We start from the raw sequence: 26,170 nt of genomic DNA on the forward strand, positions 1-26,170 counted from the left end.
CATGGCCCGCCTGACCTTGCGCTCTGCTGCCACGCTCGCAGCCATGCTGATGGCACTGACCAGTGCCGCCGCACAGGGTGCCGACTATGTGCGGTTGCCCGGCGGCGACTTTGACAGCGTGCTGCCCCAGAACGCACCGGGGCAGCCGCAGCGGGTGCATATCGAGCCGTTTGCGCTGCGTACCACGCCAGTCACCATTGGCGAGTTCCAGGCCTTTGTGCAAAGCCACGAGGCCTGGCAGCGCGGCCGTGTGCCACAGGTGTTTGCCGGCAAGGCTTACCTTGCAGACTGGGCCGACGCGACACACCCTGACGCGCAGGCCTCGCCGCAGGCCCCGGTCACGGGGGTGAGCTGGTTTGCCGCCCGCGCCTATTGCGAAAGCGAAGGTGCACGGCTGCCGACTTGGCTGGAGTGGGAATCCGCCGCCGCGGCTGACGCCACCCGTGCCGACGCACGTGACGACCCGCAATGGGCGCAGCGCATTCTCGGCTGGTACGAACGGCCGGCCACGCGTGTGCTGCCACCGGTGGGCGGCCCGGCAGATGTGCACGGCGTGCGCGACCTGCATGGCCTGATCTGGGAATGGGTCGACGATTTCAACGCGCTGTTCATTGCCGGAGACAGCCGCACCCAGGGCGACCCCGACAAACAGAAGTTCTGCGGTGCCGGTGCCATCAGCATCGTGCGCCGCGACAGCTACGCCGTGCTGATGCGCGTGGCGCTGCTGTCCTCACTCGAAGGCGCAGATGCCACGGGCAGCCTTGGCTTCCGCTGCGCCCGATCCCTCAATGGAGACCATCCATGACTTTCCTGACCTTCATTCGGCGCGCCCTGGTGGCGTTCCTGTTGACCGGTGCGACTGCCGGCGCCATTGCCGCGGGGCCGCCGGTCACCTCTGGCTCGCTGTATCAGTCAGATGTGGCATTGACCGACCAGAATGGCCACGTCTTTCACCTGGCCGACTTGCGCGGTGAGCCTGTGCTCGTGAGCATGTTTTATTCATCCTGCCAGATGGTCTGCCCGATGATCTTCGAGACCATCCGTGCCACGCTGGCCAAGGGCGGCAAGCCCGCGCAGGACGGCGTGCGCGTGCTGATGGTGACGGTGGACCCGGAGCGCGATTCGGTTGCCGTACTCAAGAAAACCGCCGCCGCGCACAATGCCGATGCGCACTGGCAAGTCGCCCGCGCCAACGCCAGCGGAACGCGCGAAGTGGCTGCGTTGCTGGGCGTGCAGTACCGCCGCCTGGCCGATGGCGATTTCAACCACTCCAGCACGATCCTGTTGCTGGATGCGGAAGGACGCATCAACGCCCGTACCAACACGCTGGGCGCCGTGGATCCGAAGCTGGTCGATGCCATGCGCAAGCTGGTGGCTGCGCAGCAGCGCTAAGGTCAACCGGCGTTCTCCCGGGCGGAGTCGATGGAACCGCGCGGTTGTGTTGCTGGAGCATCAGTCCCGTCCGGCACAGCGCTTCACGCAGGCATTGGCCGATGCGGTCATGGCGTCTGCCATGAGAATTTCTTGTTGATTGGTCGATCAATCAAAATTATTGCTGCGACCAGTGCGTGATAGCTTGGCGATGTTCCTGTTCTTGCCGAGCACCGCCATGCTGTTCCCCGCCTTTCTTCTTGCTTCATCCCGCTGCACCGGAGCCCAGCCATGACCGCCGCGATTCTGTTGGCGCTGGCGCCGGTGGCGCTCCTCGTTGCGCTTGGATACGGGCTCAGGCACACCGGCTTCATTGCAGACGCCTTCTGGCCGCAGGCCGAGCGCCTCTGCTACTACATCCTCTTGCCCGCGCTGTTCATGCATGGCTTGGCGAGTGCGCATGTGCAGGCCTTGCCGGTGCTGCCGCTGGCGGCCACGTTGATTGCGGCAACTGTCACCGTCGCCGTGGCGCTGGTGCTGACACGGCGCTGGATGCCCGTAGACGGTGCGGCCTTTACCTCGGTGTTTCAGGGCGCGGTGCGTTTCAACAACTACGTGGGCGTGTCGCTGGCGGCGGGCATGTTCGGCGCGAAGGGCATCGCGCTGGCCGCCGTGTGCAATGCCGCCATCGTGCCGACCGTCAATCTGCTGTGCGTGCTGGTGTTTGCGCGCTACGGCACCGTGCGGTTCGGGGGCAAAGCACTGCTGCGGCAGATCGTGACGAACCCGCTGGTGGTGGCGTGCGTGATCGGCATCGGCATGCAGGCCACAGGCATGCAGGTGCCGGCCCTGATCGAGCCCGCCGTGCGCGCGCTGGGCGTGGCGTCGATGCCGCTTGGCCTGCTGTGCGTGGGGGCCGCGCTGAACTTCAGTGGTGTGCGTTCGTGGGCGCAGCCGGTGTTCGTGTCGTCGGTCGTCAAGTTCCTGGCCATGCCGGTGCTGACGCTCACGGTGGGCCACGTGTTCGGCCTGACGGATGTGGCGTTGCTGGTGGCGTTGCTGTTCCAGGCGCTGCCAACGGCGTCGTCCTCGTACATCATGGCGCGCCAGTTGGGTGGGGATGCGCCGCTCATGGCTGGCATCACCGCTGCGCAGACGGTGCTCGCCGCCGCCGCAATGCCGGCCGTGATGACGCTGCTGGCGCTCACACGCGGGTTGCCTCAGGGGCTGCTCTCGGCGCTGTGAGGCCGGATGCGGTGATGCACATGCGCATCGCCACCAGCACGCCCTGATGTTTCAGAGGCGCACCACATCCAGCATGGCTTGCACAGAAGCCTTCGGCGCGGCTTGCGGCAGGTTGTGCCCGATACCGCAGCCGACGCCAGTCGACCGTTCGTGGTGATCGTGCAAGGCACCTTTGCCGATGGGGCCAACGTGAAGCTGCTGCTGCAGGCCGGCAAGGTCGTGCTGGCCGGGCAGTTGTGAGGGGGCATCAAGCGCCGTAAGTGCGCAGCCGATCAAGGTCCACGACCGTCACGCCGCCGTATTCCAGCCGCACCACGCCGTCCTTTTCCAGCGCCTTGAGTGATTGGTTGGCAACCTGCCGCGTCATCCCCGAGAGCAAGCCGAGTTCTTCCTGCGTGATCTCCAGATGGTCGCCCGCGCCGGGGTACAGCACCGGGTTGAACAACGACGCAATGCAGCGCGCCAAACGCGGCGTAACGTCGAGCAGGCGGTCATATTCGAGCAGCGCCATGAAGTGCCCGAGCCGCTCGTTGAGCTGCTGCACCAGAAAGCGGTTGAATGCCACGCTGTTCTCCACCAGCCACATGAAGGTGGTGCGGTCCATGAACGCCATGCGTGTGTCGCGCAACGCGACGATGTCGTAGCGGCGCGGCTCATTCTTGAGCACCGTGCCCTCGCCAAACCAGCCGCCGGCAGGCACCCCGGTAAACGTGACGCTGCGGCCCTCCGGCGACACCGTGCCGATCTTGATGAGGCCCGTGACCACGCCCGTCCAGCTTTCCAGCAGCGTGTTCTTCGGGCAAATGCAGGCGCCGCGTGCGTAGGTTTTTTCAACGATGCCGGCGCAGGCCCGGTCTGCCTCGCCGGCAGGCAGATCAATCGACCACGCAGCGATATGCGCCAGCCGTGCGCGGCTGATGCCGGGGTGCGAGTTGGTGTCGTGTTCAGCCACGCTGTATACCTACCGGCAATGTGCTCACCCGCTGCGCTTCGGGCGTGGCGAGCCACCCATCACGCAGGCTCTGCAGGAACATGCCGCTAGCGTCTTCGCCCCAGAACAGCTCGCCGTTGTGCACCAGCGTAGGCACCCCAAAAACGCCAAGCGCGATGGCCGCATCGGTGTGCGCACGCAGGGCGTCTTTTACGGCAGGTTGGTCGACCGCCCTGACGCCTTCCGAAAACCCCACCGCCTCGCACAGCGCTGCAAAACCTTCGGGCGATGCGACATCGTTGCCCTCGCGCCAGATGTATTGGAACACCGCGCGCACGGCATCAAGCGAGCCCCCCATCGCAATCGTCAGCCGCAGTGCCTTGATCGGGTTGAATGGGTGTGCGGGCGGCATGCGAAACGCAATGCCCAGTTGCTGCGCACGGAACAGCGCATGCCGATACGTGAACACGCGCTTGGAGGCGATCTCGGCCGGGCCCTTCTGGCCCCAGTGGTTCAGCAGCGCGCCCAGCACCAGCGGGCGTGGGCGGATGACGATGTCGTTGGCCTTCTGCAGCGCGTCCAACTGCTCAAGCTGCAGATAGGCAAACGGTGAGATGACATCGAAGAACCAATCGACAGTGGTGGACATGGACGCTCCTCAAGCATCAAGCATCAAGCATCAAGCGGTACGGGCATCTGCAGCAGCGACGCCAGCGTGAACGGTGCCGCCGTCATGGCGCGAATGTCGTCGAGTGTCGCATGCGAGAGGATTTCACGCAGCACGAGCCCGCTCTCGGTCACATCAAACACGGCGTGCTCGGTCACGATGACTTTCACGCAGCCTTGGCCCGTGAGTGGCAGCGTGCAGCGTGGCAGGATCTTTGAGTTGCCGTGCTTGTCGGTATGCGCCAGCGCGGCAATCACTTTGCGCGTGCCGTAGCACAGGTCCATCGCCCCGCCAATGCCGGGCCACCACTTGCCGTTGCGATCGCACGCCCAGTTGGCGAGGTTGCCCAGCGCATCCACTTGCAGGGCACCAAGGATGGTCACATCGATATAGCCGTTGCGCATGGCACCCAGCGAGGTAGCAAGGTCCATGAGCGCGGCGCCGGGTATCAGCGTGATGGGCTCGCAGCCGGCGTTGGTGAGGTCGCTGTCGATGGCATCCAGCGACGGGCGCCCGCCAAAGCCGAAGGCGCCGTTCTCGGTGTGGAAGATGACGCCGGTATCGGCGTCCAGGTAGTTGGCCGTGAGCGTCGGAATACCCAGGCCGAGGTTGACGACTTCACCCGCGCGCAATTCCTGCGCGCAGCGGGCGGCGATGCGTTGTTTAGGTGTTTCGGGCAGCGCGTGCATGACGGTCTCCTTGTTGTGGTGAGCAGCGGTCAGGCTTCAGCGGCAGTGGGCAGGCGGCCGAGCTTGGTCCAGTGCTGCTTGTAGAGCGCGTGCTGGTCTTCGAGCGACAGCCCCTGCACCACGGCATTGACGAACACGCCTGGGCAGCCGACGCGCTCCGGCGCAATCGTGCCCACCTCCACGATCTCGTTTACCTCGACGATCGTGTAGTCGCCCGCCATGGCGATATCGCGCTGGTTTTGCAGTGCCGTGCCGCGAAACTCCACGTTGCCGAAAGTATCGGCCCGCCAGCCCTTGATGATCGACACGTCGGCGCGCAGCGGCGGCTCGACGAAGCAGGTCATGCCGTCCACGGTGAGCGTCGGCTTGGGTGCGCCGCGCGCGGGGAACATCCCCGGCTGATCGAGGATGCCCACGCCCACCGGCACAAGCGCGCCGCCCAGGCCCAGCGCGCCAGCGCGCACTTTCTCGGCCCAGGTGCCCATCGGGAAAAACTCGGCCACGCGCACGGCGTCGGTCAGGTAGGCCTGCGTCGATTCATCGGTGGTACCCACGTGCGTGCCAATGAACTCGGCCAATTGGCCCGAGGCAAACAACCTGGCCTTGAGAAAGCCGCCGCGCAGCCCCGGCGTGTTGGTGATGAGCGTGAGCTGATTGATGCCGCTGGCGAGCAGTGCCTCGATGCAGCAGGCCGGCTCGCCGGCGCCCACGAATTCGCCCAGCATCAGGCGGGTGCCGCTGCGGATGTGGGCGATGGCCTCGTCCACGGAAAGGACTTTGTTGGCGTAGCGCATGTGTTGTCTCCTTGGGGCCGCGCTGGAGAGCGGGTCTGCGGCGCAGTGTAGGAGCGGCGCTTCTGCTGCGATGTCTTCTGCATGACATTTGCTTCGTAAGGTTTGGCGGGTGCCACCCCTTATAGTTGTGACGCCAAGTGAACAAACAGGCGCCACCGTTGTCGCACCAGGGCCGGTCAGGCCCATTCCGCTGTTCTGCTGTCCAATCCGTTTTCACATCCACATCAACGTCACAGGAACGCATGCACGTCGACACCCCGCTCATCTCCACCATCATCGGCGGCTTGGTGCTGGCCTTCATCTTTGGCACCATTGCGCAGCGCTTGCGGCTGCCGCCGCTGGTGGGCTACCTGGTGGCGGGCGTGGTGGCGGGGCCGTTCACGCCGGGGTTTGTGGCAGACCAGAGTCTCGCGCCGCAACTGGCCGAGCTGGGCGTGATCCTGCTGATGTTCGGGGTGGGGCTGCACTTCTCGATGAAGGAGTTGCTGGCGGTCAAGGCCATCGCCATTCCGGGGGCGATCGGGCAGATCGCGCTGGCCACGCTCATGGGGATGGGGCTGGCGTGGCTGCTCGGCTGGGATGGCGGCCCAGGGCTGGTGTTCGGCCTGGCGCTGTCGGTGGCGAGCACGGTGGTATTGCTCAAGGCGCTGGAGGATCGTGGCATTGAGAACTCGCACGAAGGCCATATCGCCGTCGGCTGGCTGATCGTGGAAGACCTCGTGATGGTGGTGACCCTCGTGCTGCTGCCGGCCTTGGCCGGTGCACTGGGCGGCGCCGGCAGCACGGCGGTCAGCGCGTGGGACATCATCAAGGTGCTGGCGATCACGCTGTCGAAGGTGGTGGCGTTTGCCGCGCTGATGCTGGTGGTGGGCCGCCGCGTGATCCCGTGGATGCTGGAGCGCATTGTCATGACGGGCAGCCGCGAGTTGTTCCGGCTGGGCGTGCTGGCCACAGCGCTGGGTGTGGCCTATGGTGCGACGGTGCTGTTTGGCGTGTCGTTCGCGCTGGGTGCGTTCTTCGCGGGCATGGTGCTGGCGGAGTCGGAGTTCAGCCAACGCGCGGCGGAAGAATCGCTGCCGCTGCGCGATGCATTTGCGGTGCTGTTCTTCGTGTCGGTGGGCATGTTGTTTGACCCCCGCGTGCTGATTGAAGACACCTGGGCGGTGCTGGGCACGGTCCTGATCGTCGTGGTGGGCAAGTCGCTGGCGGCGTTTGCGGTGGTGCGCGCGTTTGGCCACGGCAACCGCACCGCGCTCACGATTTCGGCTAGCCTCGCGCAGATCGGCGAGTTTTCGTTCATCCTGATCGGGCTGGGGATCAGCCTGGAAATCCTGCCTGACCGTGCGCGTGGGCTGCTGTTGTCAGCGGCGATTCTGTCGATTCTGCTGAACCCGCTGATGTTCGCCCTGATCAACCGCCTCAAGCGCGAGGTGGCCCCAGAGCCGGCGGCGGTGGACTGAGCATCGAGGCCGTTTTGAACTGTTTTGCAAGCGAGGAGTGTTTATGAGCAATCTGACTATCGGAGTGATCGTCGGCAGCCTGCGCAAGGCGTCGTTCAACCGCCAACTGGCGCAGGCGCTGGTGGGTCTGCTGCCGTCTGGGGCGACGGCGCAGTTTATCGAGATTGGCGAGCTGCCGCTCTACAACCAGGATCTGGATGCCAACCTGCCTGAGCCCGTGCAGCGCTTCAAGACTGCTGTGGCGGGTGTGGACGCCATTCTGTTTGTCACGCCGGAATACAACCGCGGCACGCCGGGCGTGCTGAAGAACGCCATCGACTGGGGTTCGCGGCCGTATGGCCAGAGCGTGTGGGGCGGCAAGCCGGCGGGCATTGCGGGCGCATCGCCGGGCGCAATCGGCACGGCGTTGTCACAGGCGCAGTTGCGCAATGTGCTCGCGGCGGTCGGCGTGAAGGTCTTGCCGTTGCCGGAGGTGTTCTTCCACTTTGCGGGGGAGCCCTTCGATGCCCAGGGCGGGGTGACAGATGCGCGTACGCGCCAGTTCTTGCAGGGATTTGTCGACCGATTCGTCCAGTGGGCAGGTCAACAGCCAGTCTGACGAATCGATCAACCGGGTATTCAGGGCCGGGCGGGGAAGGGGTTCCCGCTCGGCCGTTTTGCCTTCTGGAGCATTAGGCCAGGAAGGCGGCGGCGCTGATGAGCCAACCTGCTGCCACGCAGCTTGCAATCCAGGCGGCCATGACGGCGCCAATATCCAACCATTTCATCATTGTTCTCCTTACAACACTTGCATTGCTTGTTCAGGCAATCGATGTCTGAACAACTGTTAGGAAGTTTAGGTGTTGCAGTGCGCCAGAACAATACGATGGCGGGTGAACAGACTGTTCCAAGAGTAACAACAAATTTCAGCGCTTGCGTGAATGGGGCTGCGCTTGTGCGGCGGGGCAGGCGCGCGGCCTACGCGTGTTGTTGCATTGCAACAATGCAGCGACTATTTCGTGCGGAAAGTCGCAGCCACCAAGTCGGCAAAACGCGCCTCTTCGGCAAACTCCACAGGATTGCTGCGCCCCGCGGTGCCGAATATGCGCAGCAGATAAACCGCGCCATTGCCGAAGAAGGCATACCCGCGAACCACGACGGTTCTGGCAGCGGACGTGTTCCATTCACCTTCCCAATAGATCACCCGGCGCCCGGCAAGCATCTGCTGCATCGGGGCCTTGCCGCGCACCAGGCGGGTGGCCCAGGCCGGGCGATCGCCATGCACGCGCGATTCCATGTGATTGAGCAGGATTGCCAGATCGCGCGGGCGCAGGGTTTCCAGATAAGCCGGCGTGCCTTTGTCGAAATCGGATTTGCGTACCGTGACCAGCGCGAAGCTCTCCGGCGCTACGGTCTGTTGCGCAAATACCAGTCGCGACGGCCCGAACGGCGAGTTGATGGTGGTGAGAACCGAGGGAATGGGCGTGTCGTTGGTTAGCCGCAACGGGCCCCACGTGCGCGGTACGGCAATGCTCGCACCGGCGTCAATGCGCTGCGTGACGGGGTAGGCGAACCTGGGCGCCGCCCAAGTGGGGCCCCACGGCGCGATGCCGGCAAGGGCGATCCACGCGGCTGCGCATGCGTACCGGACGCGGTGGGTGCGGCGGTACCACGCTGTGATTAACGGCGCCACTCGCGGGCTCCTGGCAGAAAAGATGGCGGACAGTTCCGTGGGCGCGTTCATGCCCCTCTACAGCAATGCCTATGCCCGCGCGTATTCGCGGCGCCGAATTGCTCGCCATCAACATATCGACTTGCATGCACGAGCGCCAGCGGCGTGTGGCGGGGCATCGAATGGATTAATCCGCGTGTGGGGATGTTGGCGTGGCTCTACCCAGGTGTGTTTGCATGGCTCTTTTCATGGAGCCAGCAGATTCGATAGAGTGAACGGCTCTATGCTGTTTTTCGATCGGGGTTTCACGCATGACCACGCTCAACGCTTATGAGCAGCCCATCGGCACGCCGCTGGCCGGCTGGACTGCCCGCCCGCTACCGCCGCACACACCGCTCACTGGCCGCTATTGCCGGCTCGAACCACTCGACGCTGCTCGCCATGCCGAAGCGCTGTTCGAAGCGTTCAGCCAGGCGCCGGATGACCGCGTCTGGACATATATGGTGGAAGGCCCGTTTGCCGACATCGCAGCGCATCGCGCCTATATCGAACGCATTGCGGCCAAGCGTGATCCGCTGCAATACGCCGTGATCGACGCGCGCACCGATCGCCCTGTCGGCACGCTGGCGCTGATGCGCATCACGCCAGACCACGGCGTGGTGGAGGTGGGGGCGGTTACGTTCTCGCCGCTGCTGCAACGCACGCCGGCTTCGACAGAGGCGCAGTTCCTGCTGATGAAGCACGTCTTTGAAGACCTGGGCTACCGCCGCTACGAGTGGAAGTGCGACAGCCTCAATGCGCCATCGCGACAGACCGCGCAGCGGCTGGGTTTCCAGTTCGAGGGCATCTTCCGCCAAGCGGTGGTCTACAAGGCGCGCAGCCGCGATACCGCGTGGTTCTCGATCATTGATGCGGATTGGCCGTTGTTGCGGGCCGCATTCGAGCAATGGCTGGCGCCGGGCAACTTTGATGCGCAGGGGCGCCAGCGCGCGTCGCTGGCTGTGTTGCGTTCGGCTTAAGCGTCTTGCTTGCTACGCTTCGGCGTACATGCCGCGCAGCGCGAGCGCGCGTTCGGTTTCCGGCAGCGCGAGGATGGAGCGGGAGAACCCGATCAGCGCCCGGCAGCGTTCGGCCGGCGGCGCGGTGTGGCGCAACGCGGGCAAGGTCAGCACGCGCTGTTCATCCAGCGGTAGCGCGGCTACGGCCAGTTGTAGCGCCGGCAGGGTCTGTGCGCGCGTGACAACTGGTGCGTGGTCGGGGTCGGCTGCCTGCATCAGGTCTGAGAACAAGGCCTGCTCGCGCTTCACCAGCGCGCGCGGCAACCGTGCGGCAGCAGCGCTTGCTCCGGACGTGCCATCCAGGTATGCCACGCAGGCTTCGGGGCTCACGCGTTGCAGGGCCTGGGCCTGTTCAAGCGTGAGTTGTGCGTTGGCAAAGAGCAGCGCGTTGGGGGCAGTCGGAATCAGCGCGCGATACAGCTTGCCCGTCTGCCCGCGTAGCAGGGCCTCGGCCTGCGCGTCGGTAGCATTGCGCTGCAGTTCGGGCCACAGTGCGTCGATCAAGCGGCTGAAATGCGCGGGATATTTGCGTTCCAGTGCCGCATACAGCGGGGCGCTGCGCAGTTCTGTGGCCAGGGCTTCTCTGGTGCGCAACTGTGTGGCCATGGTTGCGTATTCACCGCCGGGCGACGTGCGCGTGACGATGTGGTTGGCCAGTAACTCCTGCGCCGTCGGAAACCACATCTGGTCAAACGGCGTGTTTTGCACGCGGCGCACGAAAGCATCGGGCAGGCCAGCGTCTGCGTAAGCAAGCCAGAGTTCGCTGTCGATGGCGCCGGGGGTCTGATCGTGGTCGGCGCCAACCGCGCGCGGACGGTGGAAGCCGATGCGTGCGCCCGGTGCGGCGGCGCGGTCAACGCCTGCCAGGAACGCGATGGTGCAGGCCGAAGCGCAGGCCCGCTCGACATACGTTTGCAGATGGTGACGGCGGATGACGTCTGCCATCAGCGTGCCTTCGCGCAGCCAGCCGCCTTCGGAGCGCAGCACAACGGCCGTGGCGTTTGGCGCCTTGCGCAGCGCGGTTTCCAGTGCGTCGGCTGCGCCATCGTTGATGCCGCCATTGAAGAGAATGGCGCGCCCATCGCGCTGCGGGATCACCGTAAACGGAGACGCCGCCTGTTCACCCAGCGCCGTGCGCAGGTGCGCGCCCAGGCGCGGGCCATCGCTGATGACGCGCGAGCTTGTGCCCACGGCGCCCAGCACGATCATTACCTTGGCGATCAGCGGCCACGGGTTCGACAAGCCAGCGCGCCGGCTGCGCGCCTGCTCGCGATCGGCAGAGCGCCAGGTGCCCACCACCGCCCAGATCCACAGCGCCAATCCCATCACGTAAATCACGAGCAGCGCCGATGAGGCCGCGCGCGCCGGTGCGTTATGCGCCAGCGCATGCGTGACGCCGGCACTGAGCGCCACCATGCCAAATTGCATCAGCGCCGTGTGCAGCCAGTACGAGCGCGCAAGGCCGTAATCGCCGCGCCAGTGGCGTGCAAAGAAATTGCGCGATGGTGCGCGTTGCCGATGCGGATCGGTGGGGACGGTTGGGGGCAGGGCGTCGCTGGCGGCGGAGGTCATGCGTGTTCTCGATGCCGCACACGGGATAGCGGCGCGGCGATTGTCGCTGTCAGCACCGCAAGCTGGCGTCCCCTCGATGGGAGGGGGTGGCGAAGAGGGCGGTCAGGCATCGGCAATTGGCGCCATCAAGTAAAGGCGGCCGCCGCGTTGCCTCCGGTCAGGCCCTGACGGAAACCAGCGGGGGCTTCGCCGGGGTGATGGCCTCGGCGCTGGCCGGGTGGGCTGACTGCGCGGACTGCGTCGATTGCGCCTCAGTTGCCTCGCGGGTTTGCAGCCGGGCATCGCTCAGCGTGGACGACCCGGTGACTTTGTCTGTCGTGCGTGCCTTGGCGGCTGCGTCGGTGTTGCCTGTGCCGGAGGCGCTCTTGGATGTGTTGTGGCGGCTTTCCACCTGGGATTCCGCCTGCTCCAGGCCTTTCTGAGCCTGAAGGCGCGCGATCTGCGCCTGCACGATCTGAATCTGCTGGCTGAGCAGTTGCGCCTGCTGGCGGGTTTGGTCGGCAGGCAGATTCTGCGCGGGCAGATCCTGCATCGACTTCTGCAGGTTCTTGAGCTGACGCTGCAGGCGCTCGATGTCACTGGCCGAGTTGCTCCCGCTGCCCGATGCGCTGGCGGTCGCAGTAGAAACGGAAGAGGAAGAAAGTTGCATGGCCATCTCGCTGATCAGTACGCCCTTGATCGGATGGCGGGCGGAAAACTTTAGCGTTCTTGCCAACATTCCCGGCGAAATTGGTTTGTTACGAGTTCTTTCCAGCAGAACAGTATTTTTCTGGAAAGAACAAATTGCGCCGACTAAGCGGCATTGATGTCGGCATGCGTGGCGGATTGATAGGGTTTACGCCCGTTAACTTGGCAGTGTTTTGCAAATAAAATAGAACTATATTCCATCAAACAGAACGCATCGAATCAGGCGCGTTCAAGGAGACGCCCATGCTTTCTTCTATTCAGGCCGCCAGCGGCTGCATCCGCGCCGGGTTGCCGGCGGTTCAGCTCGAACAGGTTTCGGTGCGGTTTGGCAGCTTCACGGCGGTGCAGGGTGTTGACCTGTCGATTGGTGAAGGCGAGTTCGTGGCGGTGGTGGGCCCCACGGGCTGCGGCAAGAGCACGTTGCTCAACGCGGTTACGGGGCTGCTCAAGCCGGCTGGTGGCACCGTCACCGTGTTTGGCGAGCCGCTCACGGGTTTGAACGGCAGCGCCGGTTTCATGATGCAGCAGGACTCGCTGCTGCCCTGGAAGACGGCGCTGGACAACGTCGCGCTGGGCCTGGTGTTCCAGGGCATGCCGGTGGACGAGGCCCGCGAGCGCGCGCGCCCGTGGATGAAGAAGGTAGGGCTGGCGGGTTTCGAGGCGCGCTATCCGCATCAGCTTTCGGGCGGCCAGAAGAAGCGCATCAGCATGGCGCAGACGCTGATCCTCTCGCCCAAGATCGTGCTGATGGACGAGCCGTTCTCCGCGCTGGACGTCCACACGCGGCACCTGATGCAAAGCGAGCTGCTGCGCCTGTGGCAGGAAGACCGCAAATCGCTGCTGTTCATTACACATGACCTGGAAGAAGCCATTGCCCTGGCAGACCGTGTGGTTGTGATGTCGGCCGGGCCCGCCAGCCGCCCGGTTGGCGATGTGGGGATCACGCTGCCGCGCCCGCGCAACGTGTCTGAAATCAACATGTCCGACGCGTTCATCCGCCTGTATCGCGAGATCTGGTCGATCCTCGGCACTGAAGTGGAGAAGAGCCATGCAGTCCAGCACTAATACGATGCCTGCCGTGGGCGTGCAGCGCGCCGGTCTCGCGCACAAGACCAAGATCCGCCTGTTTCAACTGGCCGTGGTGGTATTGATGTTTGGCTCGTGGGAGGGCCTTGGCCGCGCTGGCGTGATCGACCCGTTCTACTTTTCGATGCCGTCGTCCATCGTCGCCCGCATCTGGGAATGGTTCACCGCTGGCGATATCTACACGCATCTGGCCATTACGCTGGCCGAGACGATTCTCTCGTTTGGCATTGGCACGTTGATGGGCATCAGCCTGGGGTTGTGGCTGGGTTTGTCCAAGCTGGCGGCCGAGGTGCTGGACCCGTTCATCAAGGTCTTCAACGCGATCCCGCGCATCTTGCTCGCGCCCATCTTTGTGATGTGGTTCGGGCTGGGGCTGACCTCCAAGGTGGCGCTGGGCGCGACGATGGTGTTGTTCATCACCTTCTTCAATACGTACCAGGGCGTGCGCGAGGTGAACCCGGTCATCCTGGCCAATGCACGCCTGCTCAAGGCCAGCCGCATCAGCCTGCTGCGCCACGTGTATGTGCCATCCGCCACGAGCTGGATTCTCTCCAGCCTGCGCGCCTCCGTCGGCATGGCGGTAATGGGCGCGATCGTGGCCGAGTACCTGGGTTCGTCCGCCGGCTTGGGCCACCTGATTGCACAGGCCGAGGGCGTGTTCGATGCCACTGGCGTGTTCTCCGGGATCGTCGTGCTGTCGGCTTTTGTGATCGCGCTGGACCGCAGTGTTGATGCACTCGAAGGCAAGTTGCTGGTGTGGCGCCCGAAGGCCGACCCCGAAACTGGTGCCTGATCCTGAATAACAATGATGGAGACAACCATGAAACGATGGATTTCGGCCCTGCTGTGTGCGGCCGTCTGTACGACAGCCAACGCCGTTGAACCGGAGAAGAAGGACGTGAGCCTGTCGGTCGGCTCGATGATCCTGAACTACATGCCGGTGCCGCTCACGCAGTCGCTCGGCAACTTCCAGAAGGAAGGCCTGGACGTCAAGGTGGAGAACTTCCAGGCCGGCGGCAGCAAGGCGCTGCAGGCGCTGATTGCCGGTTCAACCGATGCGGTGGTCGGCTTCTATGACCACACCATTCACATCCAGGCGCAGGGCAAGGACATTGTGTCGGTGGCGCTGCTCAATACCACGCCGGGCATTGTGCTGGCGGTGCGGCCCGACCTCGATATCAAAAGCGGCAAGGATCTGAAGGGCAAGAAGATCGGCATCACCGCGCCAGGTTCGTCCACCGACTTGTTCGCGCGCTACTACGCCATCCGCAACGGCCTGCAGGTGAATGACGTGTCGTACATCGCCGTGGGTTCGGGCGCGCCGGGCATGGTGGCGCTCGATCGCAAGGAGATCGACGCGCTGGTCAACTTTGACCCGGTGGCGAGTCTGCTGGAGAAGCGCCACGCGGCCAGGTTCCTGGTCGATACGCGCACCGATGCCGGCTCCAATACCGTGTTTGGTGGCCGCTACCCGACGGCCACGCTGTACGTCACGCGCGACTTCATGACCAAGAACCCCGAAACCGTGCAGCGCCTGGTGAACGCGTTCGTGCGCACCCTCAAGTGGATCGACGCGAGCACGCCCGAAGCCATTGCCGACAAGATGCCCAAGGAGCAGCAAGTGGGCGGCCGCGATGTGTTTGTCGACGCCCTGCGCCACTCCAAGCCGATTTTCTCCAAGGACGGCCTGATGACCGAAGCGGACGCCAAGGTGGCCCTGACGGTGCTCTCCAGTTACGACGAGAAGATCCGCAATGCCAGGATCGACCTGAGTAAAACGTACACTAACCGCTTCGTCGACCAAGCCTTGAAGACGGTCAAGTGAATCGTCTCACTCAACACGTCATGACCGCAGACCGCCAAACCGCCTCAACAGCCCAGAGCGAGACCACGCTGCCCGCCGCCAATGAAGGCGAGGCCGCGCCTGGGCAGTCAGGTGTGGCCGCGCTGGACCGTGCGTTCTCGATCCTGTTTGCGTTCCGCCCCGGTGACTACGCGCTCACGCTGGCTGAGCTGGCGGCGCGCACCGGGCTCTACAAGAGCACGATCCTGCGGCTGGCCGGCTCGCTCATCCAGCACCGCATGCTGTTCCGTCTGGAAGACGGCCGCTACCAGATTGGCGCTGCGCCGTTGATGCTGGGCGCGCTCTACCAGCGCAGCATGCGCTTGAGCGACGTCGTGTTGCCGCACATGCGCGCGTTGGCCGAGGCCACGGGCGAGGCCGTGTCGCTCTACATCCGCGAGCGCGACGTGCGCGTTTGCCTGCACCGCGTGGATTCGAACCATTCGATTCGTGACCACGTGCGCGAGGGCGATGTGCTGCCGCTGGAGCGTGGCTCCGGCGGGCGCGTGCTGTGCGCGTTCTCGGGCATGCAGGGCGCCACGTACGACGCGATCCGGCGCGACTACTACTACGTGTCGATTGGCGAGCGCGATCGGGAAACGGTCGGCATCTCGGTGCCGGTGTTCGGTGCACAGCAGGCGCTGCGTGGGGCGCTGTGCCTCGCCGGCCCGGCTTCGCGCATCGACGGGACCTTGCTGCAGTCGTGGCGCGGCCCGGTGCTGGAGCACGCCGCGCAAATCACTTCCACGCTGGGTGGCGACCCTGCGCCGCTGCGCAATGCTGCTCAGTTGATCTCTAAAACCTAGGCTCCGCCATGAATGCTCAGCAAAACGACTGCGCGTCCTGATCCTGGTCCTGTGATGCTCGCCGTACTCAAGTGCGGCTGCGCTTCTTGAGCCAACCTCAGACCCTCGCTACGTTTTGCAGAGCATCCATCGCCCCAGACGGCGAGGGGCGCAGCCGCTGCAGTTGTAGGAGTTGTTTTCATGGCTTTGCCTCTCGCGGGTTTGCGCGTGCTCGACTTGTCGAACGTGCTGGCCGGGCCGTTCTGCGGCTATCAATTGGGCTTGCTCGGTGCTGAAGTCATCAAGGTCGAGGTGCCCGGCAACGGTGATCTCGCCCGCCGCCTGGGCGCTGATCCAGAGCAGGCGCGCCGCAAGATGGGCGCCTCGTTCGTCGCCGTCAATGCGGGCAAGCAATCCGTCACCGTCAACCTGAAGCACCCGGAAGGGCGGGCGATTTTGCTCAAGCTGGTGGCGCAGGCCGATGCGCTGATCGAGAACTACCGCCCCGGCGTGATGGATCGCCTGGAGCTCGGCTACGACGTGCTGCGCGAAGTCAACCCGCGCCTCGTCTATTGCGCCATCTCGGGTTTCGGCAAGGACGGCCCGTTGAGCGGGCGCCCGGCCTACGACCAGATCATCCAGGGCATTTCCGGCGTGATGAGCGTCACGGGCGATGATGAATCCGCTCCACTGCGCGTCGGCTACCCGATCAGCGATACGGTGGGCGGCATCACGGCGGCGCTGGCTGTAACCGCTTGCCTGCTCGGCGCGCAACGCACGGGCGAGGGCCAGATGGTCGACGTGTCGATGCTGGAATCGACACTGGCCACCATGGGCTGGGTGGTGTCGAACTACCTGAATGCCGGCGTGAGCCCACGCCCGATGGGCAACCAGAACTTCACCGCCGCACCGTCGGGCACGTTCCGTACGGGCGACGGGCTCATTAATATCGCCGCCAACGAAGACAAGCAGTTTGCGGCGCTGTGTCGCGTGGTCGGCCATCCGGAACTGGCCATCGATGCGCGTTTTGCCGAGCGCCACGCGCGCAAGGAGCACCGTCAGGCGCTCAACGATGCGCTGGAAGCTGCGCTGGCTGCACGGCCGGCGGCGCAGTGGGAGCCGATGTTGATCGATGCTGGCGTTCCCGCCGGGCTGGTGCTCGATGTGCCTGGCGTACTTGCGCACGAACAGGTGACGGGCCGCGGCTTTGTGACCTCGTTCCCGGAAGCGGGGCAGCACGTCACGCGCGCGGGCTTTCGTCTGTCCGGCGAAGATCCATGCCCGCAGACGCCCGCGCCGCCGCTTTCCGCCCATACCGATCACTGGCTCGTCAAGCTCGGCTACCAGACCGACCACATTGAAGCGCTGCGCGCGGAAGGCGCCATCTGACCATGACCTCGAATTTCTCCCAAGATGCCGCCGGCCTGGCCGCTGATTACTGGCGGACTGACATTATCGACATCGAACCCGGCCGCATCCACGTGCGCGGCTACCCGATCCAGGAGCTGATCGGCCACATCGGCTTTGCCGAGATGATCTGGCTGATGCTGCGTGGCGAGCTGCCGGGCAAGCGCCAGGCTGCATTGCTGGAAGCGGCGCTGGTGGCGTCCGTTGATCACGGCCCGCATGCGCCGTCCATCGCCATTGCCAAGATGGCGACGAGCTGCGGCTTGCCGCTCAATGGCGCGATGGCGTCTGCGTTGAACGCGCTGGACGACGTGCACGGCGGGGCAGGGCAGCAGGCCGTGGAGCTGTTCCACGCTATCGAGGCACGCATGTTCGACGGCGCATCGCCGGAGGCAGCCACCGCAGCGGGCGTTGATGCGTTCATCGCCGCGCATGGCAAGTACCTGCCCGGTTTTGGACACCGCTTCCACCCGATCGACCCGCGTGCAGGCCGCTTGCTTGCACTGGTGGATGAAGCCGCACAAGACGGTGTGGTGGGCGGACGCTATGCCAGCATCGGCCGCGCCATCGAAGCGCTGCTTGGCCGCCGCAAGGGCAAGCCGATCCCGATGAACATCGACGGTGCCACGGCCATCATCTATGCGGAGCTGGGCTTTGCAGCGCCGTTGGCGCGGGGCGTGTTTTGCCTGTCGCGCGCGGTCGGCATCCTGGCGCACGCATGGGAACAAAGCGGCCGCGGCGAGCGCAACAAGGGCCCAATGCCGCGTCAGTTGCCATACCGTTACACCGGCGCCGCCACGCGGCATCTGCCCGAAGCCGAGGCGGCCACTGCGCCATGACTTACTTCAACTGGCCCACCGTCGAAACCACCGTCTTTGCGCAGATGCCCGCCGCGCTGCGCCGCCCCGTTCCGACCGAATGGTCGCGCGCCAACAAGGGCGGGGCGCCGGTCGAGTGCTTTCTGGAAGGCCCGTGCTGGGACGCGCACGGCAATCTCTGGCTGGTCGACATTCCGCATGGCCGCATCCTGCGAGTCTCACCGCAGGGCGATTGGAGCGTCGTTGCCGAATACGACGGCGAACCGAACGGCCTCGCGCTTCGCCACGACGGCACGCTGCTGATTGCTGACTATAAGAATGGATTGCTGTCGCTTGACCCAATAACGGGCGTGGTCGCACCGTTGCTCACCCGCCGCAACAGCGAGCGCTTCAAGGGCCCCAACGATCTGATCGTCGCCCGCAACGGCGACGTCTATTTCACCGATCAGGGCCAGACCGGCCTGCACGACCCCACAGGCCGCGTGTATCGCCTGCGCACGGACGGCCGGCTCGATTGCCTGCTCGCCAACGGCCCGAGCCCGAACGGTTTGGCGCTCACCCCAGACGAATCCGCGCTGTTCGTTGCCATGACACGCGACAACGCCGTTTGGCGCCTGCCGCTGCTGGCCGACGGCAGCACCAGCAAGGTCGGCCGCTTTGCACAGTTCTATGGCACCAGCGGCCCCGACGGCATGGCGATGGATGCCGCGGGCCATCTGTTTGTCGCGCACGCATCGTTGGGGGCGGTGTTTGTACTCTCGCCGCATGGCGAACCGCTGGCGCGCATCGCGTCGTGCCGCGGGCGTACGACCACCAACGTAGCGCTCACGCCCGACGGGCAATCGCTGGTCATTACCGAATCTGCCACGGGCGTTGTACTGCGCGCCAACTGGGCACCGCCCCACCACGGCTGAGCGCACGCGCGGGCTGTCGTCGCAGCCCGCTGTCCTACAGCTGTCCTACAAGACGGCGGCCCGCCAGATCATCAAAATTCCTTCGTTTTCTCTCCGTGCAGACGGCTATGCCGCACTTTTTGCGGCACCGCGTCAAACAAAGTGCGGCAGCCGTCCTTTCCAGTCCCGGCAAACTTGCCTGATTGGCGATTTTTGTATCGCTTAGATAGACGCGTCTTTTTTAGAAAGACAATACCGTAAGAATCGTCCTACAAAATAACCGTTCGAATGTAGGAGCGATCCTACAAAGTCAGCCAAAAATGGGGCGGAACTGTCCTACACGGTGTGTAGGAGCGGGTCAGAAGTGTCCTACAAGCGGTTAACCCGGCATCCGATGCTCACAGTCGCAGAAGTGCGACGCCTTCTTTGTTAATTTGCGGCAACTTTAGGCAATTTAATTGCTATCTTTGGCCGAACATTGGGGTAAATACGTGTCAAACGCCCGCTTTAGCGCATCGTCCACTCAGGGCCGTTGCGTCGGCAAAGGCTTCATTTGCAACGTTTATTAACAGATTTGTAGGAAATTCGCTTACAAGAAAATGGATTACCTCACCCCTCCGACGTAGGGGTCCCCCCTTCTTTACTTACCCCCGACGTCAACACACAATGTGTTCAACAGAAAACAACTTCGCCATGTCTTCAGCGACGTGAGTAAGAAGGGGCAGGAAGTGCCGGCAACGGCGCCCACTGCAGGAACATCCGATCTGTGGGGATTGGTGAGCAGCCCGGCGAGGGTAGGCGCAAAAAAAATAGCGCCAACCGGACATCACCATGCGAGATCGGATGCAAGTTGTACTTTTACTGCACACGACGGGATATACATGGACACGCAAGACATTGTTTCCGAGATCAGCGAGCTGAATCTCACTTACTTGATGCTTGCCCAGCAGATGCTGGCCAAGGATCGCGATGCCGCGCTCTTCCGCCTTGGCATCTCTGAAGAATTGGCTGACATCCTGCTGACGATGTCGCCCGCGCAGATCGTCAAGCTGGCCAGCACGAACATGATGCTGTGCCGCTTCCGCTTTGACGATCACGCCATCCTGGGTCTGGTGACCCAGCCGCACCGTGACAAGGGCCTGCAGCAATCGCAAATGTCGATCCTGCTCGCGCGTCAGGCGGTTGAGCAAATTAACTGAACCGTTTGCGGCGGATGTTCCGCCGGGTTCAGCCCTTGCACCTTGGATGAGTAGCAGAAGCAAAGCGGGAGCAGTGCCATGCGTCACACCAGCGTCATGAACGAAGTTGAGCAGATCCACCTTGCAGCGGAATTGATTTCGCTCGGTGCGCGCCTGCAACTGCTGGAACAGGAAACCACGCTCAGCCGTGAGCGTCTGGTCAAGCTGTACAAGGAAATTCGTGGGGAATCGCCGCCCAAGGGCATGCTGCCCTTCTCGGCAGACTGGTTCCTGACGTGGTCGCCGAACATCCATTCGTCGATCTTCCTGAACATTTATCGTTTTCTGGGCGAGAACAGCCGCAGCACCGGTGTGCGCCGCTTGATCTCGGCCTACAAGCTGTACCAGGAACATATTCACGTCCACGACCAGGAAGAGGTGCTCTCGATCACCCGCGCGTGGATGATGTTGAAGTTCTTCGAGGGGAAGATGCTGCACACCGTGAAGTGCAAGCGCTGCACGGGTCATTTCGTGGCCCACGCAGACGACCTGCACCATGATTTCGTGTGCGGTGTATGCCAGCCGCCGTCACGCGCAGGAAAGAAAAAGCGCGTCGCTGCTCCGGTTGATGCGATCGCAGAAAAGACGATCGAGGCCTGATAACGGCATTTGCGGGAACACGGGAACACGGGACTTGCAGAACCGCCGGGGGATGGGCAAAAAAAGGGCGGACGGGAAATACGGGAATGGCAGCCAGATCGCCAGATAACAATACAAAAGAGCACAAGAGCACAAGAGCAAAGCACGCAGAGCAGCAAAGCACAGGGGCTCAGGCAGGATAAAAGGGGAAGGGGGTAGGCCGGTCGCGGGAAACTGCAGACCGGTTTTTTTTGCCGCCGCGCATAAAAGAAGATCGAAAAACAGGGACGGAAAGCGATTTCCGTCCCTTTTTCTTTGGATTGGCGTAGGGATATGCCCTCCCTTGGCCGGGTGGCGCTCAAGCCATCCGTTTTGCTGCCGTTCTTGGTGGAGAAGGGCGTGGTGGCAAGGTTTTCCAAGCCCTCGCGCGGCAGCAAAACAAGGCGGTCAAGCCTTCAGGAAACCGGGGGAATGCCGTTATTCCCTCTTGTATTGATCGAAGGATCGCCCATTCAGGAGTTCGCCCGTGTTAGTTGCCATCGGTTACATCGTGATTCTCGCCTCGGTGTTCGGCGGCTACATGCTGGCCGGGGGGCACCTCGGGCCTTTGTTCCAGCCTACTGAGCTGCTGATCATCTTTGGCGCTGGCATCGGCGCGTTTGTGGTCGGCAATGACAAGAAGGCCATTAACGCCACCGTCAAGGCGATTCCGGGCCTGTTCAAGGGCTCGAAGTACACCAAGGCGCTCTATATGGAAGTGATGGCGCTGCTGTACGTGGTGCTGTCCAAGATCCGCCGCGAAGGGATGATGTCTATCGAAGCCGACATCGAAGCCCCGCACGAAAGCACGCTGTTCGCCAATTACCCCGCCATCCAGGCCGATCACCACGCGCTGGATTTCATTTGCGATTACCTGCGCCTGATGGTGGGTGGCAACCTGAATCCGTTCCAGATCGAAGCGCTGATGGATCAGGAAATCGACACCCACCACCACGAAGCCGAACAACCGGCCCGCATCATCACCAAAGTGGGCGACGCCATGCCGGCCTTCGGCATCGTGGCCGCCGTGATGGGTGTGGTGCACACCATGGGCTCGGTCGGCCTGCCGCCGGCAGAGCTTGGCAAGCTGATCGCGTCTGCGCTGGTCGGCACCTTCCTCGGCATCTTGTTGGCCTATGGCTTTATCGGGCCGCTGGGTTCGCTGCTGGAGCAGCGCGCCGAAGAATCGACCAAGTTGTTCCAGTGCATCAAGGTGACGCTGCTGGCCAGCATGAACGGCTATGCCCCGGCGATTGCCGTGGAATTTGGCCGCAAGGTGCTGTTCTCGACCGAGCGCCCCTCGTTTGCCGAACTGGAAGACCACGTGCGTGGCGCCAAGACCGCGTAGCGCGAACCCATGAGCACAAGAGCGCGGCCAACGAGTCGCGCCGGATAACCACACAGCACCAACCGACGGGAACGGACCATGAGCAAGTCCAGCACGCCGACCTTCATTGTCATTCGGCGCAACAAGAAAGGCGGACACGGCCACCACGGTGGCGCGTGGAAGATCGCCTACGCCGACTTCGTGACCGCCATGATGGCGTTCTTCCTGTTGATGTGGCTGCTCAGCTCGGTGACAAAGGCCGAGCTGTCGTCGGTTGAAACGTATTTCCGCACGCCGCTGAAGGTGGCGCTGTTTGGTGGCGCCGGTTCGGGTGACCAATCGAGCATCCTGCAGGGCAGCCCGGCCCTCAGGCAGAACGTGCCGCAGCCGAACCCGAGCCCCAGCCCGACGGTGCAGCGCCAGCGCAACATCCGCGACGAATCGGACGATGCGGCGCTGAACAAGCTCAAGCAGAAGATTGCCGAGATGGTCGAGACGAACCCGGTGATGAGCCAGTTCAAGCACCAGTTGCTGATCGACATGACCACCGAAGGCCTGCGCATCCAGATCGTCGACCAGCAGAACCGCCCGATGTTTGCCAACGCCAGCGCCGAAGTGCAGCCCTACATGCGCACCATCCTGCGCGAGCTGGGCGTGGCCCTGAACGACGTGCCCAACCCGATCAGCCTGTCGGGCCACACCGATGCCACGCAATACGCCACGCAGCACGGCTACAGCAACTGGGAATTGTCGGCCGACCGCGCCAATGCATCGCGCCGCGAACTGGTGGCCGGCGGCATGAAGCCCGAGAAGGTCAGCCGTGTGGTGGGGCTTGAGGCATCGGTGCCGCTGGACAAGACCAATATCTATAACCCGATCAACCGCCGCATCAGCATCGTCGTGCTCAACGCACGCGCCGCAGAAGCCGCGCGCTCGGGCGGGGTCGAGCCAGTGGCCGACCTGCGCAATGACGGCAAAGACACGCTGACCGACGCCGCCGCACGTGCCACGGCGCCTGTTGCAGGTACTGCGGATGCGGTGAGCACGGCCAAGCCATAAAGAGCGCCGAGGGGAGAACGAGTCAATGAGCGAGAAACACATCCTGGTGGTAGACGATTCCACATCGATCCGCCGCATGATTGCCGCGTGCCTGCGCGAGTGCGGCTTTGCCGTGACGGAAGCCGGTGACGGCACCGCCGCGCTGGAAGCCGTGCGCACGCTTGCCCAGGGCAGCCACCACCTTGTGATTACCGATCAGGTGATGCCGTCAATGGACGGCCTGACTCTTATCCGTGCCCTGCGTACGCTGCCGGCCTACGCTGACACCCCGATCCTGATGCTGACCACCGAGGCTGACGCCACCATTCGCGACCAGGCACGCGCTGCCGGCGCGACGGGTTTCCTGCCCAAGCCGTTCGACCCCGACGGCCTGACCGATTCGGTGATGCAGTTGCTCGAATGGCATGCGCAGACTCACGGGTCTGCGTCGACGCATTCCACGCATTGAGGGTCTGTCCGCACATGAAACGTACGCACGTTGGCCCGAGCGGGGGCCCAGATACGCGAAGGGGGCCGCAGCAAAGGGTCATTCCCTTTGCAAGGCAGCCCGACAAAGTAGATGGCCCCCGATCGGGCCAACCCGAAGGGCAAGGGGAATTTGTGCCGCATGGCGTTGTTGCGGCTGGCTTGCTTGGAATGACCAGGCGGCGCCATCCACGCCTAGCCCTGCGACCCAAATCCCCCTTGCGTGCGCACGTTTCATGCGCGGACAGACCCTACACAGAGACCACGACATGAATCTCGATCTCAGCCAGTTTTTCGGCGCCTTCTTCGAAGAAGCGGAAGAGCTGCTTGTCGACATGGAGCGGCTGCTGCTCAACCTCGATGTCGCCAATCCTTCTTCTGACGATCTGAACGCCATCTTCCGCTGCGCGCACTCCATCAAGGGCGGTGCTGCGACCTTTGGTTTCACGCACATGACTGAACTCACGCATGTGGCGGAATCGATTCTGGACCGCGCCCGCACTGGCACCCTGCAACTGCGCGAGAACATGGTAGATGCCTTCCTGGAAACGAAAGACGTGTTGAAAAGCCAACTTGATGCCTACCGGCAAGAGCACCCCATCGATACGGCCACGCTCGAATACATGGTGGCCAAGCTCAACAGCCTGACTGCCGAGGATGGCGCCCCCGTTGCCCCTGTTGCCGCCGTCCCCCCTGTTGCCGCCGCTCCGGTGGCGCCTGCCCCCGAGCCAGTGGCTGCCCCCGAGCCGGTGGCCGAAGCCGGTCCCGCCATCGATGGCGGCCTGGACATCAAGCTCATCAACGTCTCGAATGAAGACTGCGAACTGATCGTCACTGAACTCAAGCACCTGGGCACCGTGCTGCGCCACGCGCGCACCGGCCGCAACAGCGACATCGTGCTGCAAAGCACCTGCACCGCCGACGACATCATCGCGGTGAGCTGCTTCATCATCGATGCCGACCAGATCGTCATCACGCCGCACGTGGGTGACGTGGCCCCGGCCGGTGCTGAAGCCGCCGTGGCCGCTGTCACTGCACCTTCTCCGGCTGCCGCGCAAACCGAAGTGCATGCCCCTGCCGCCAACGAAGCCGCACCGATGCAAGGTGCCGTTGCTGCCGCTGCGGCTGCCCCGACGCTCGCACGTCCGGCCGCTGCAGAGAGCAAACCGACCGTGGCTGCGGAAACGTCGATTCGCGTGGGGGTGGAAAAGGTCGATCAGCTCATCAACCTGGTGGGCGAGCTCGTCATCACGCAGGCCATGCTGGCGCAAACCGCGCAAGCCTTTGACCCTGTGCTCAACGAGCGCCTGTTTGCTGGCCTGTCGCAGCTCACGCGCAATGCACGCGATCTGCAAGAGGCCGCCATGTCCATCCGCATGATGCCGATGGATTATGTGTTCAACCGCTTCCCGCGCCTGGTGCGCGACCTGGCGCACAAGCTGGGCAAGCAGGTCGAGCTGTCGACGTTTGGCAAATCGACCGAGCTGGACAAGGGCCTGATCGAGCGCATCATCGATCCGCTCACGCACCTGGTGCGCAACAGCCTGGACCACGGCATCGAACTGCCCGAGGCCCGCGTGGCCGCTGGCAAAGACCCCGCCGGCCAGTTGCTGCTCTCCGCTGCCCACCAGGGCGGCAACATCGTGATCGAGGTGAGCGACGACGGCCAGGGCCTGAACCGCGACAAGATCCTCAAGAAAGCGCGCGAGCGTGGCCTGCCCGTGTCGGACAACATGACCGACGACGAGATCAACCAGCTCATCTTCGCGCCGGGTTTCTCCACCGCCGATCAGGTGACGGACGTGTCCGGCCGCGGCGTGGGCATGGACGTGGTCAAGCAGAACATCCAGTCGATGGGCGGCTATGTCGAGATCCAGTCGCAAAAGGGCAAGGGCACCACGATCCGTATCGTGCTGCCGCTGACGCTGGCCATTCTGGACGGCATGTCGGTCAAGACCGGCGACGAGGTGTTCATCCTCCCGCTGTCGTGCGTGGCTGAATCGCTGCAACCGCGCCCCGAAGACATCAAGGCCGTGCCGGGCGGCGGCCGCCTGCTCAAGGTGCGCAACGAATACCTGACGCTGGTGCCGATGTATGAGCGCTTCCGCATCACGCCCTCGCTGCCCAATCCGTCGGAAGGCATCGTCGTGATCCTGGATTCGGAAGGCAAGAAGATTGCGCTGCAGATCGACGAACTGGTTGGCCAGCAGCAGGTGGTGGTCAAGAACCTGGAGACCAACTACCGCCGTGTGCCGGGCATCTCGGGCGCGACCATCCTGGGCGATGGCAGCGTTGCACTGATCGTTGATGTGTCGGCACTGATGCGCGAGACGCGTGAGACACGTTCTGGCCATTCAGAAAACGCGATGCGTGCCGTTACTGCCGAGAAGCAAGAGCTGGGCGAAGCACAAGGCGGCCGGTTCTCGACCGAGGCGATGGCCGCAGCATAAGCGTCCACGCTGGCGGAGTGGGATCAACCACCAAAAAAACGAATTCAATCTAGTGG

The 26,170-nt window shown here is 63.7% G+C and carries 28 protein-coding genes and 1 pseudogene; 22 read left to right on the forward strand and 7 right to left on the reverse strand.

Annotation, left to right across the window (positions count from 1 at the left end):
- The first annotated feature begins 43 nt into the window (after window positions 1–43).
- From PSUB009319_RS02080 to PSUB009319_RS23090, 5 genes and pseudogenes are all read left to right on the forward strand, one after another.
- Entirely contained in the window at window positions 44–805 is a 762-nt protein-coding gene (locus PSUB009319_RS02080) for a formylglycine-generating enzyme family protein (protein ID WP_260392873.1), read from the forward strand.
- Window positions 802–1,392: an SCO family protein gene (locus PSUB009319_RS02085; protein WP_124380587.1), complete on the forward strand. Its 591-nt coding sequence runs from the start codon at window positions 802–804 to the stop codon at window positions 1,390–1,392. Before PSUB009319_RS02080 ends, PSUB009319_RS02085 begins: the two co-directional genes overlap by 4 nt.
- Window positions 1,393–1,426: 34 nt before the next feature.
- A pseudogene (locus PSUB009319_RS23085) lies at window positions 1,427–1,531 on the forward strand (LysR family transcriptional regulator); the annotation flags it as partial.
- Between the two features lie 131 nt (window positions 1,532–1,662).
- Window positions 1,663–2,616 (forward strand): AEC family transporter, encoded by a 954-nt coding sequence (locus PSUB009319_RS02095; protein WP_124380588.1) that lies wholly within the window; start codon window positions 1,663–1,665, stop codon window positions 2,614–2,616.
- A gap of 114 nt (window positions 2,617–2,730) precedes the next feature.
- Window positions 2,731–2,856 carry a hypothetical protein gene (locus PSUB009319_RS23090; RefSeq protein WP_260392866.1) on the forward strand — a complete coding sequence of 42 codons (126 nt, stop codon included), beginning with the start codon at window positions 2,731–2,733 and terminating at the stop codon, window positions 2,854–2,856.
- Window positions 2,857–2,863: 7 nt separating this feature from the next.
- On the opposite strand, the gene PSUB009319_RS02100 is transcribed toward PSUB009319_RS23090, so the two are convergent.
- Genes PSUB009319_RS02100 through PSUB009319_RS02115 form a run of 4 tightly spaced genes read right to left on the reverse strand, consistent with a single transcriptional unit; the run spans window position 2,864 to window position 5,697 of the window.
- The gene (locus PSUB009319_RS02100; protein ID WP_124380589.1) at window positions 2,864–3,568 is read right to left on the reverse strand and encodes a Crp/Fnr family transcriptional regulator; all 705 of its coding nucleotides are present in this window, start codon (window positions 3,566–3,568) and stop codon (window positions 2,864–2,866) included.
- On the reverse strand, window positions 3,561–4,196 hold the full coding sequence (locus tag PSUB009319_RS02105) for a 2-hydroxychromene-2-carboxylate isomerase (RefSeq protein WP_124380590.1): 636 nt from the start codon (window positions 4,194–4,196) through the stop codon (window positions 3,561–3,563). Before PSUB009319_RS02105 ends, PSUB009319_RS02100 begins: the two co-directional genes overlap by 8 nt.
- A gap of 23 nt (window positions 4,197–4,219) precedes the next feature.
- Entirely contained in the window at window positions 4,220–4,903 is a 684-nt protein-coding gene (locus tag PSUB009319_RS02110; protein WP_124380591.1) for a 3-oxoacid CoA-transferase subunit B, read from the reverse strand.
- 29 nt (window positions 4,904–4,932) lie between these two features.
- Window positions 4,933–5,697, reverse strand: a complete 765-nt coding sequence (locus tag PSUB009319_RS02115) for a CoA transferase subunit A (RefSeq protein WP_124380592.1) — start codon at window positions 5,695–5,697, stop codon at window positions 4,933–4,935.
- A gap of 242 nt (window positions 5,698–5,939) precedes the next feature.
- On the opposite strand from PSUB009319_RS02115, the gene PSUB009319_RS02120 reads away from it, so the two are divergent.
- On the forward strand, window positions 5,940–7,157 hold the full coding sequence (locus PSUB009319_RS02120) for a cation:proton antiporter (protein WP_124380593.1): 1,218 nt from the start codon (window positions 5,940–5,942) through the stop codon (window positions 7,155–7,157).
- A gap of 43 nt (window positions 7,158–7,200) precedes the next feature.
- Complete coding sequence (locus PSUB009319_RS02125) at window positions 7,201–7,755, forward strand: NADPH-dependent FMN reductase (RefSeq protein ID WP_124380594.1); 555 nt, start codon at window positions 7,201–7,203, stop codon at window positions 7,753–7,755.
- Window positions 7,756–8,148: 393 nt separating this feature from the next.
- On the opposite strand, the gene PSUB009319_RS02130 is transcribed toward PSUB009319_RS02125, so the two are convergent.
- Window positions 8,149–8,880, reverse strand: a complete 732-nt coding sequence (locus tag PSUB009319_RS02130; RefSeq protein ID WP_260392867.1) for a hypothetical protein — start codon at window positions 8,878–8,880, stop codon at window positions 8,149–8,151.
- A 239-nt stretch (window positions 8,881–9,119) separates the two neighbouring features.
- Between PSUB009319_RS02130 and PSUB009319_RS02135 the strand changes: the two genes are divergently transcribed.
- Entirely contained in the window at window positions 9,120–9,827 is a 708-nt protein-coding gene (locus tag PSUB009319_RS02135; RefSeq protein WP_124380595.1) for a GNAT family N-acetyltransferase, read from the forward strand.
- A gap of 12 nt (window positions 9,828–9,839) precedes the next feature.
- Here the strand turns inward: PSUB009319_RS02135 and PSUB009319_RS02140 are convergent, their stop codons facing one another.
- Entirely contained in the window at window positions 9,840–11,438 is a 1,599-nt protein-coding gene (locus PSUB009319_RS02140) for a hypothetical protein (protein WP_124380596.1), read from the reverse strand.
- Window positions 11,439–11,595: 157 nt separating this feature from the next.
- Window positions 11,596–12,093 (reverse strand): FlxA-like family protein, encoded by a 498-nt coding sequence (locus tag PSUB009319_RS02145; protein WP_306308023.1) that lies wholly within the window; start codon window positions 12,091–12,093, stop codon window positions 11,596–11,598.
- On the opposite strand from PSUB009319_RS02145, the gene PSUB009319_RS22835 reads away from it, so the two are divergent.
- From PSUB009319_RS22835 to cheA, 14 genes are all read left to right on the forward strand, one after another.
- Window positions 12,011–12,244: a hypothetical protein gene (locus PSUB009319_RS22835; RefSeq protein ID WP_185453406.1), complete on the forward strand. Its 234-nt coding sequence runs from the start codon at window positions 12,011–12,013 to the stop codon at window positions 12,242–12,244. The two genes, PSUB009319_RS02145 and PSUB009319_RS22835, sit on opposite strands and share 83 nt — an antisense overlap.
- A 124-nt stretch (window positions 12,245–12,368) precedes the next feature.
- The gene (locus tag PSUB009319_RS02150; RefSeq protein WP_124380597.1) at window positions 12,369–13,190 is read left to right on the forward strand and encodes an ABC transporter ATP-binding protein; all 822 of its coding nucleotides are present in this window, start codon (window positions 12,369–12,371) and stop codon (window positions 13,188–13,190) included.
- Complete coding sequence (locus PSUB009319_RS02155) at window positions 13,174–14,004, forward strand: ABC transporter permease (protein WP_124380598.1); 831 nt, start codon at window positions 13,174–13,176, stop codon at window positions 14,002–14,004. Before PSUB009319_RS02150 ends, PSUB009319_RS02155 begins: the two co-directional genes overlap by 17 nt.
- Before the next feature lie 27 nt (window positions 14,005–14,031).
- On the forward strand, window positions 14,032–15,036 hold the full coding sequence (locus PSUB009319_RS02160; protein ID WP_124380599.1) for an ABC transporter substrate-binding protein: 1,005 nt from the start codon (window positions 14,032–14,034) through the stop codon (window positions 15,034–15,036).
- 20 nt (window positions 15,037–15,056) lie between these two features.
- Entirely contained in the window at window positions 15,057–15,860 is an 804-nt protein-coding gene (locus PSUB009319_RS02165; protein ID WP_124380600.1) for an IclR family transcriptional regulator, read from the forward strand.
- Between the two features lie 180 nt (window positions 15,861–16,040).
- Window positions 16,041–17,228 carry a CaiB/BaiF CoA-transferase family protein gene (locus PSUB009319_RS02170; RefSeq protein ID WP_124380601.1) on the forward strand — a complete coding sequence of 396 codons (1,188 nt, stop codon included), beginning with the start codon at window positions 16,041–16,043 and terminating at the stop codon, window positions 17,226–17,228.
- Between the two features lie 2 nt (window positions 17,229–17,230).
- Window positions 17,231–18,085 (forward strand): citryl-CoA lyase, encoded by an 855-nt coding sequence (locus tag PSUB009319_RS02175; protein WP_124380602.1) that lies wholly within the window; start codon window positions 17,231–17,233, stop codon window positions 18,083–18,085.
- A complete protein-coding gene (locus PSUB009319_RS02180) occupies window positions 18,082–18,978 on the forward strand; it encodes an SMP-30/gluconolactonase/LRE family protein (protein WP_124380603.1) in 897 nt (298 codons plus the stop codon). Before PSUB009319_RS02175 ends, PSUB009319_RS02180 begins: the two co-directional genes overlap by 4 nt.
- 860 nt (window positions 18,979–19,838) lie before the next feature.
- Complete coding sequence (gene flhD / locus PSUB009319_RS02185; protein WP_065854231.1) at window positions 19,839–20,156, forward strand: flagellar transcriptional regulator FlhD; 318 nt, start codon at window positions 19,839–19,841, stop codon at window positions 20,154–20,156.
- Between the two features lie 78 nt (window positions 20,157–20,234).
- Window positions 20,235–20,795: a flagellar transcriptional regulator FlhC gene (flhC, locus tag PSUB009319_RS02190; protein WP_124380604.1), complete on the forward strand. Its 561-nt coding sequence runs from the start codon at window positions 20,235–20,237 to the stop codon at window positions 20,793–20,795.
- Between the two features lie 505 nt (window positions 20,796–21,300).
- On the forward strand, window positions 21,301–22,161 hold the full coding sequence (gene motA, locus PSUB009319_RS02195; protein ID WP_124380605.1) for a flagellar motor stator protein MotA: 861 nt from the start codon (window positions 21,301–21,303) through the stop codon (window positions 22,159–22,161).
- 78 nt (window positions 22,162–22,239) lie between these two features.
- Complete coding sequence (motB, locus tag PSUB009319_RS02200) at window positions 22,240–23,199, forward strand: flagellar motor protein MotB (RefSeq protein ID WP_124380606.1); 960 nt, start codon at window positions 22,240–22,242, stop codon at window positions 23,197–23,199.
- A 25-nt stretch (window positions 23,200–23,224) separates the two neighbouring features.
- Entirely contained in the window at window positions 23,225–23,647 is a 423-nt protein-coding gene (locus PSUB009319_RS02205; protein WP_124380607.1) for a response regulator, read from the forward strand.
- 286 nt (window positions 23,648–23,933) lie between these two features.
- The gene (cheA, locus tag PSUB009319_RS02210) at window positions 23,934–26,114 is read left to right on the forward strand and encodes a chemotaxis protein CheA (protein ID WP_124380608.1); all 2,181 of its coding nucleotides are present in this window, start codon (window positions 23,934–23,936) and stop codon (window positions 26,112–26,114) included.
- Window positions 26,115–26,170: the final 56 nt, after the last annotated feature.

The organism is Ralstonia sp. SET104, assembly GCF_003851545.1.
Taxonomy (GTDB): Bacteria; Pseudomonadota; Gammaproteobacteria; order Burkholderiales; family Burkholderiaceae; genus Ralstonia.

Bases quoted from the DNA above. Each gene is read 5' to 3' on its own strand.
- PSUB009319_RS02130 (WP_260392867.1), bottom strand. From the start codon at position 8,880: ATGAACGCGCCCACGGAACTGTCCGCCATCTTTTCTGCCAGGAGCCCG.
- PSUB009319_RS02120 (WP_124380593.1), top strand. From the start codon at position 5,940: ATGCACGTCGACACCCCGCTCATCTCCACCATCATCGGCGGCTTGGTG.
- PSUB009319_RS22835 (WP_185453406.1), top strand. From the start codon at position 12,011: ATGTCACTGGCCGAGTTGCTCCCGCTGCCCGATGCGCTGGCGGTCGCA.
- PSUB009319_RS02175 (WP_124380602.1), top strand. From the start codon at position 17,231: ATGACCTCGAATTTCTCCCAAGATGCCGCCGGCCTGGCCGCTGATTAC.
- PSUB009319_RS02155 (WP_124380598.1), top strand. From the start codon at position 13,174: ATGCAGTCCAGCACTAATACGATGCCTGCCGTGGGCGTGCAGCGCGCC.
- PSUB009319_RS02095 (WP_124380588.1), top strand. From the start codon at position 1,663: ATGACCGCCGCGATTCTGTTGGCGCTGGCGCCGGTGGCGCTCCTCGTT.
- PSUB009319_RS02150 (WP_124380597.1), top strand. From the start codon at position 12,369: ATGCTTTCTTCTATTCAGGCCGCCAGCGGCTGCATCCGCGCCGGGTTG.
- PSUB009319_RS02205 (WP_124380607.1), top strand. From the start codon at position 23,225: ATGAGCGAGAAACACATCCTGGTGGTAGACGATTCCACATCGATCCGC.
- PSUB009319_RS02135 (WP_124380595.1), top strand. From the start codon at position 9,120: ATGACCACGCTCAACGCTTATGAGCAGCCCATCGGCACGCCGCTGGCC.
- PSUB009319_RS02165 (WP_124380600.1), top strand. From the start codon at position 15,057: ATGACCGCAGACCGCCAAACCGCCTCAACAGCCCAGAGCGAGACCACG.
- PSUB009319_RS02125 (WP_124380594.1), top strand. From the start codon at position 7,201: ATGAGCAATCTGACTATCGGAGTGATCGTCGGCAGCCTGCGCAAGGCG.
- PSUB009319_RS02140 (WP_124380596.1), bottom strand. From the start codon at position 11,438: ATGACCTCCGCCGCCAGCGACGCCCTGCCCCCAACCGTCCCCACCGAT.
- PSUB009319_RS02180 (WP_124380603.1), top strand. From the start codon at position 18,082: ATGACTTACTTCAACTGGCCCACCGTCGAAACCACCGTCTTTGCGCAG.
- PSUB009319_RS02115 (WP_124380592.1), bottom strand. From the start codon at position 5,697: ATGCGCTACGCCAACAAAGTCCTTTCCGTGGACGAGGCCATCGCCCAC.
- PSUB009319_RS02080 (WP_260392873.1), top strand. From the start codon at position 44: ATGCTGATGGCACTGACCAGTGCCGCCGCACAGGGTGCCGACTATGTG.
- PSUB009319_RS02170 (WP_124380601.1), top strand. From the start codon at position 16,041: ATGGCTTTGCCTCTCGCGGGTTTGCGCGTGCTCGACTTGTCGAACGTG.
- PSUB009319_RS02160 (WP_124380599.1), top strand. From the start codon at position 14,032: ATGAAACGATGGATTTCGGCCCTGCTGTGTGCGGCCGTCTGTACGACA.
- motB (WP_124380606.1), top strand. From the start codon at position 22,240: ATGAGCAAGTCCAGCACGCCGACCTTCATTGTCATTCGGCGCAACAAG.
- flhD (WP_065854231.1), top strand. From the start codon at position 19,839: ATGGACACGCAAGACATTGTTTCCGAGATCAGCGAGCTGAATCTCACT.
- PSUB009319_RS02110 (WP_124380591.1), bottom strand. From the start codon at position 4,903: ATGCACGCGCTGCCCGAAACACCTAAACAACGCATCGCCGCCCGCTGC.
- PSUB009319_RS02085 (WP_124380587.1), top strand. From the start codon at position 802: ATGACTTTCCTGACCTTCATTCGGCGCGCCCTGGTGGCGTTCCTGTTG.
- flhC (WP_124380604.1), top strand. From the start codon at position 20,235: ATGCGTCACACCAGCGTCATGAACGAAGTTGAGCAGATCCACCTTGCA.
- cheA (WP_124380608.1), top strand. From the start codon at position 23,934: ATGAATCTCGATCTCAGCCAGTTTTTCGGCGCCTTCTTCGAAGAAGCG.
- PSUB009319_RS02145 (WP_306308023.1), bottom strand. From the start codon at position 12,093: ATGGCCATGCAACTTTCTTCCTCTTCCGTTTCTACTGCGACCGCCAGC.
- PSUB009319_RS02105 (WP_124380590.1), bottom strand. From the start codon at position 4,196: ATGTCCACCACTGTCGATTGGTTCTTCGATGTCATCTCACCGTTTGCC.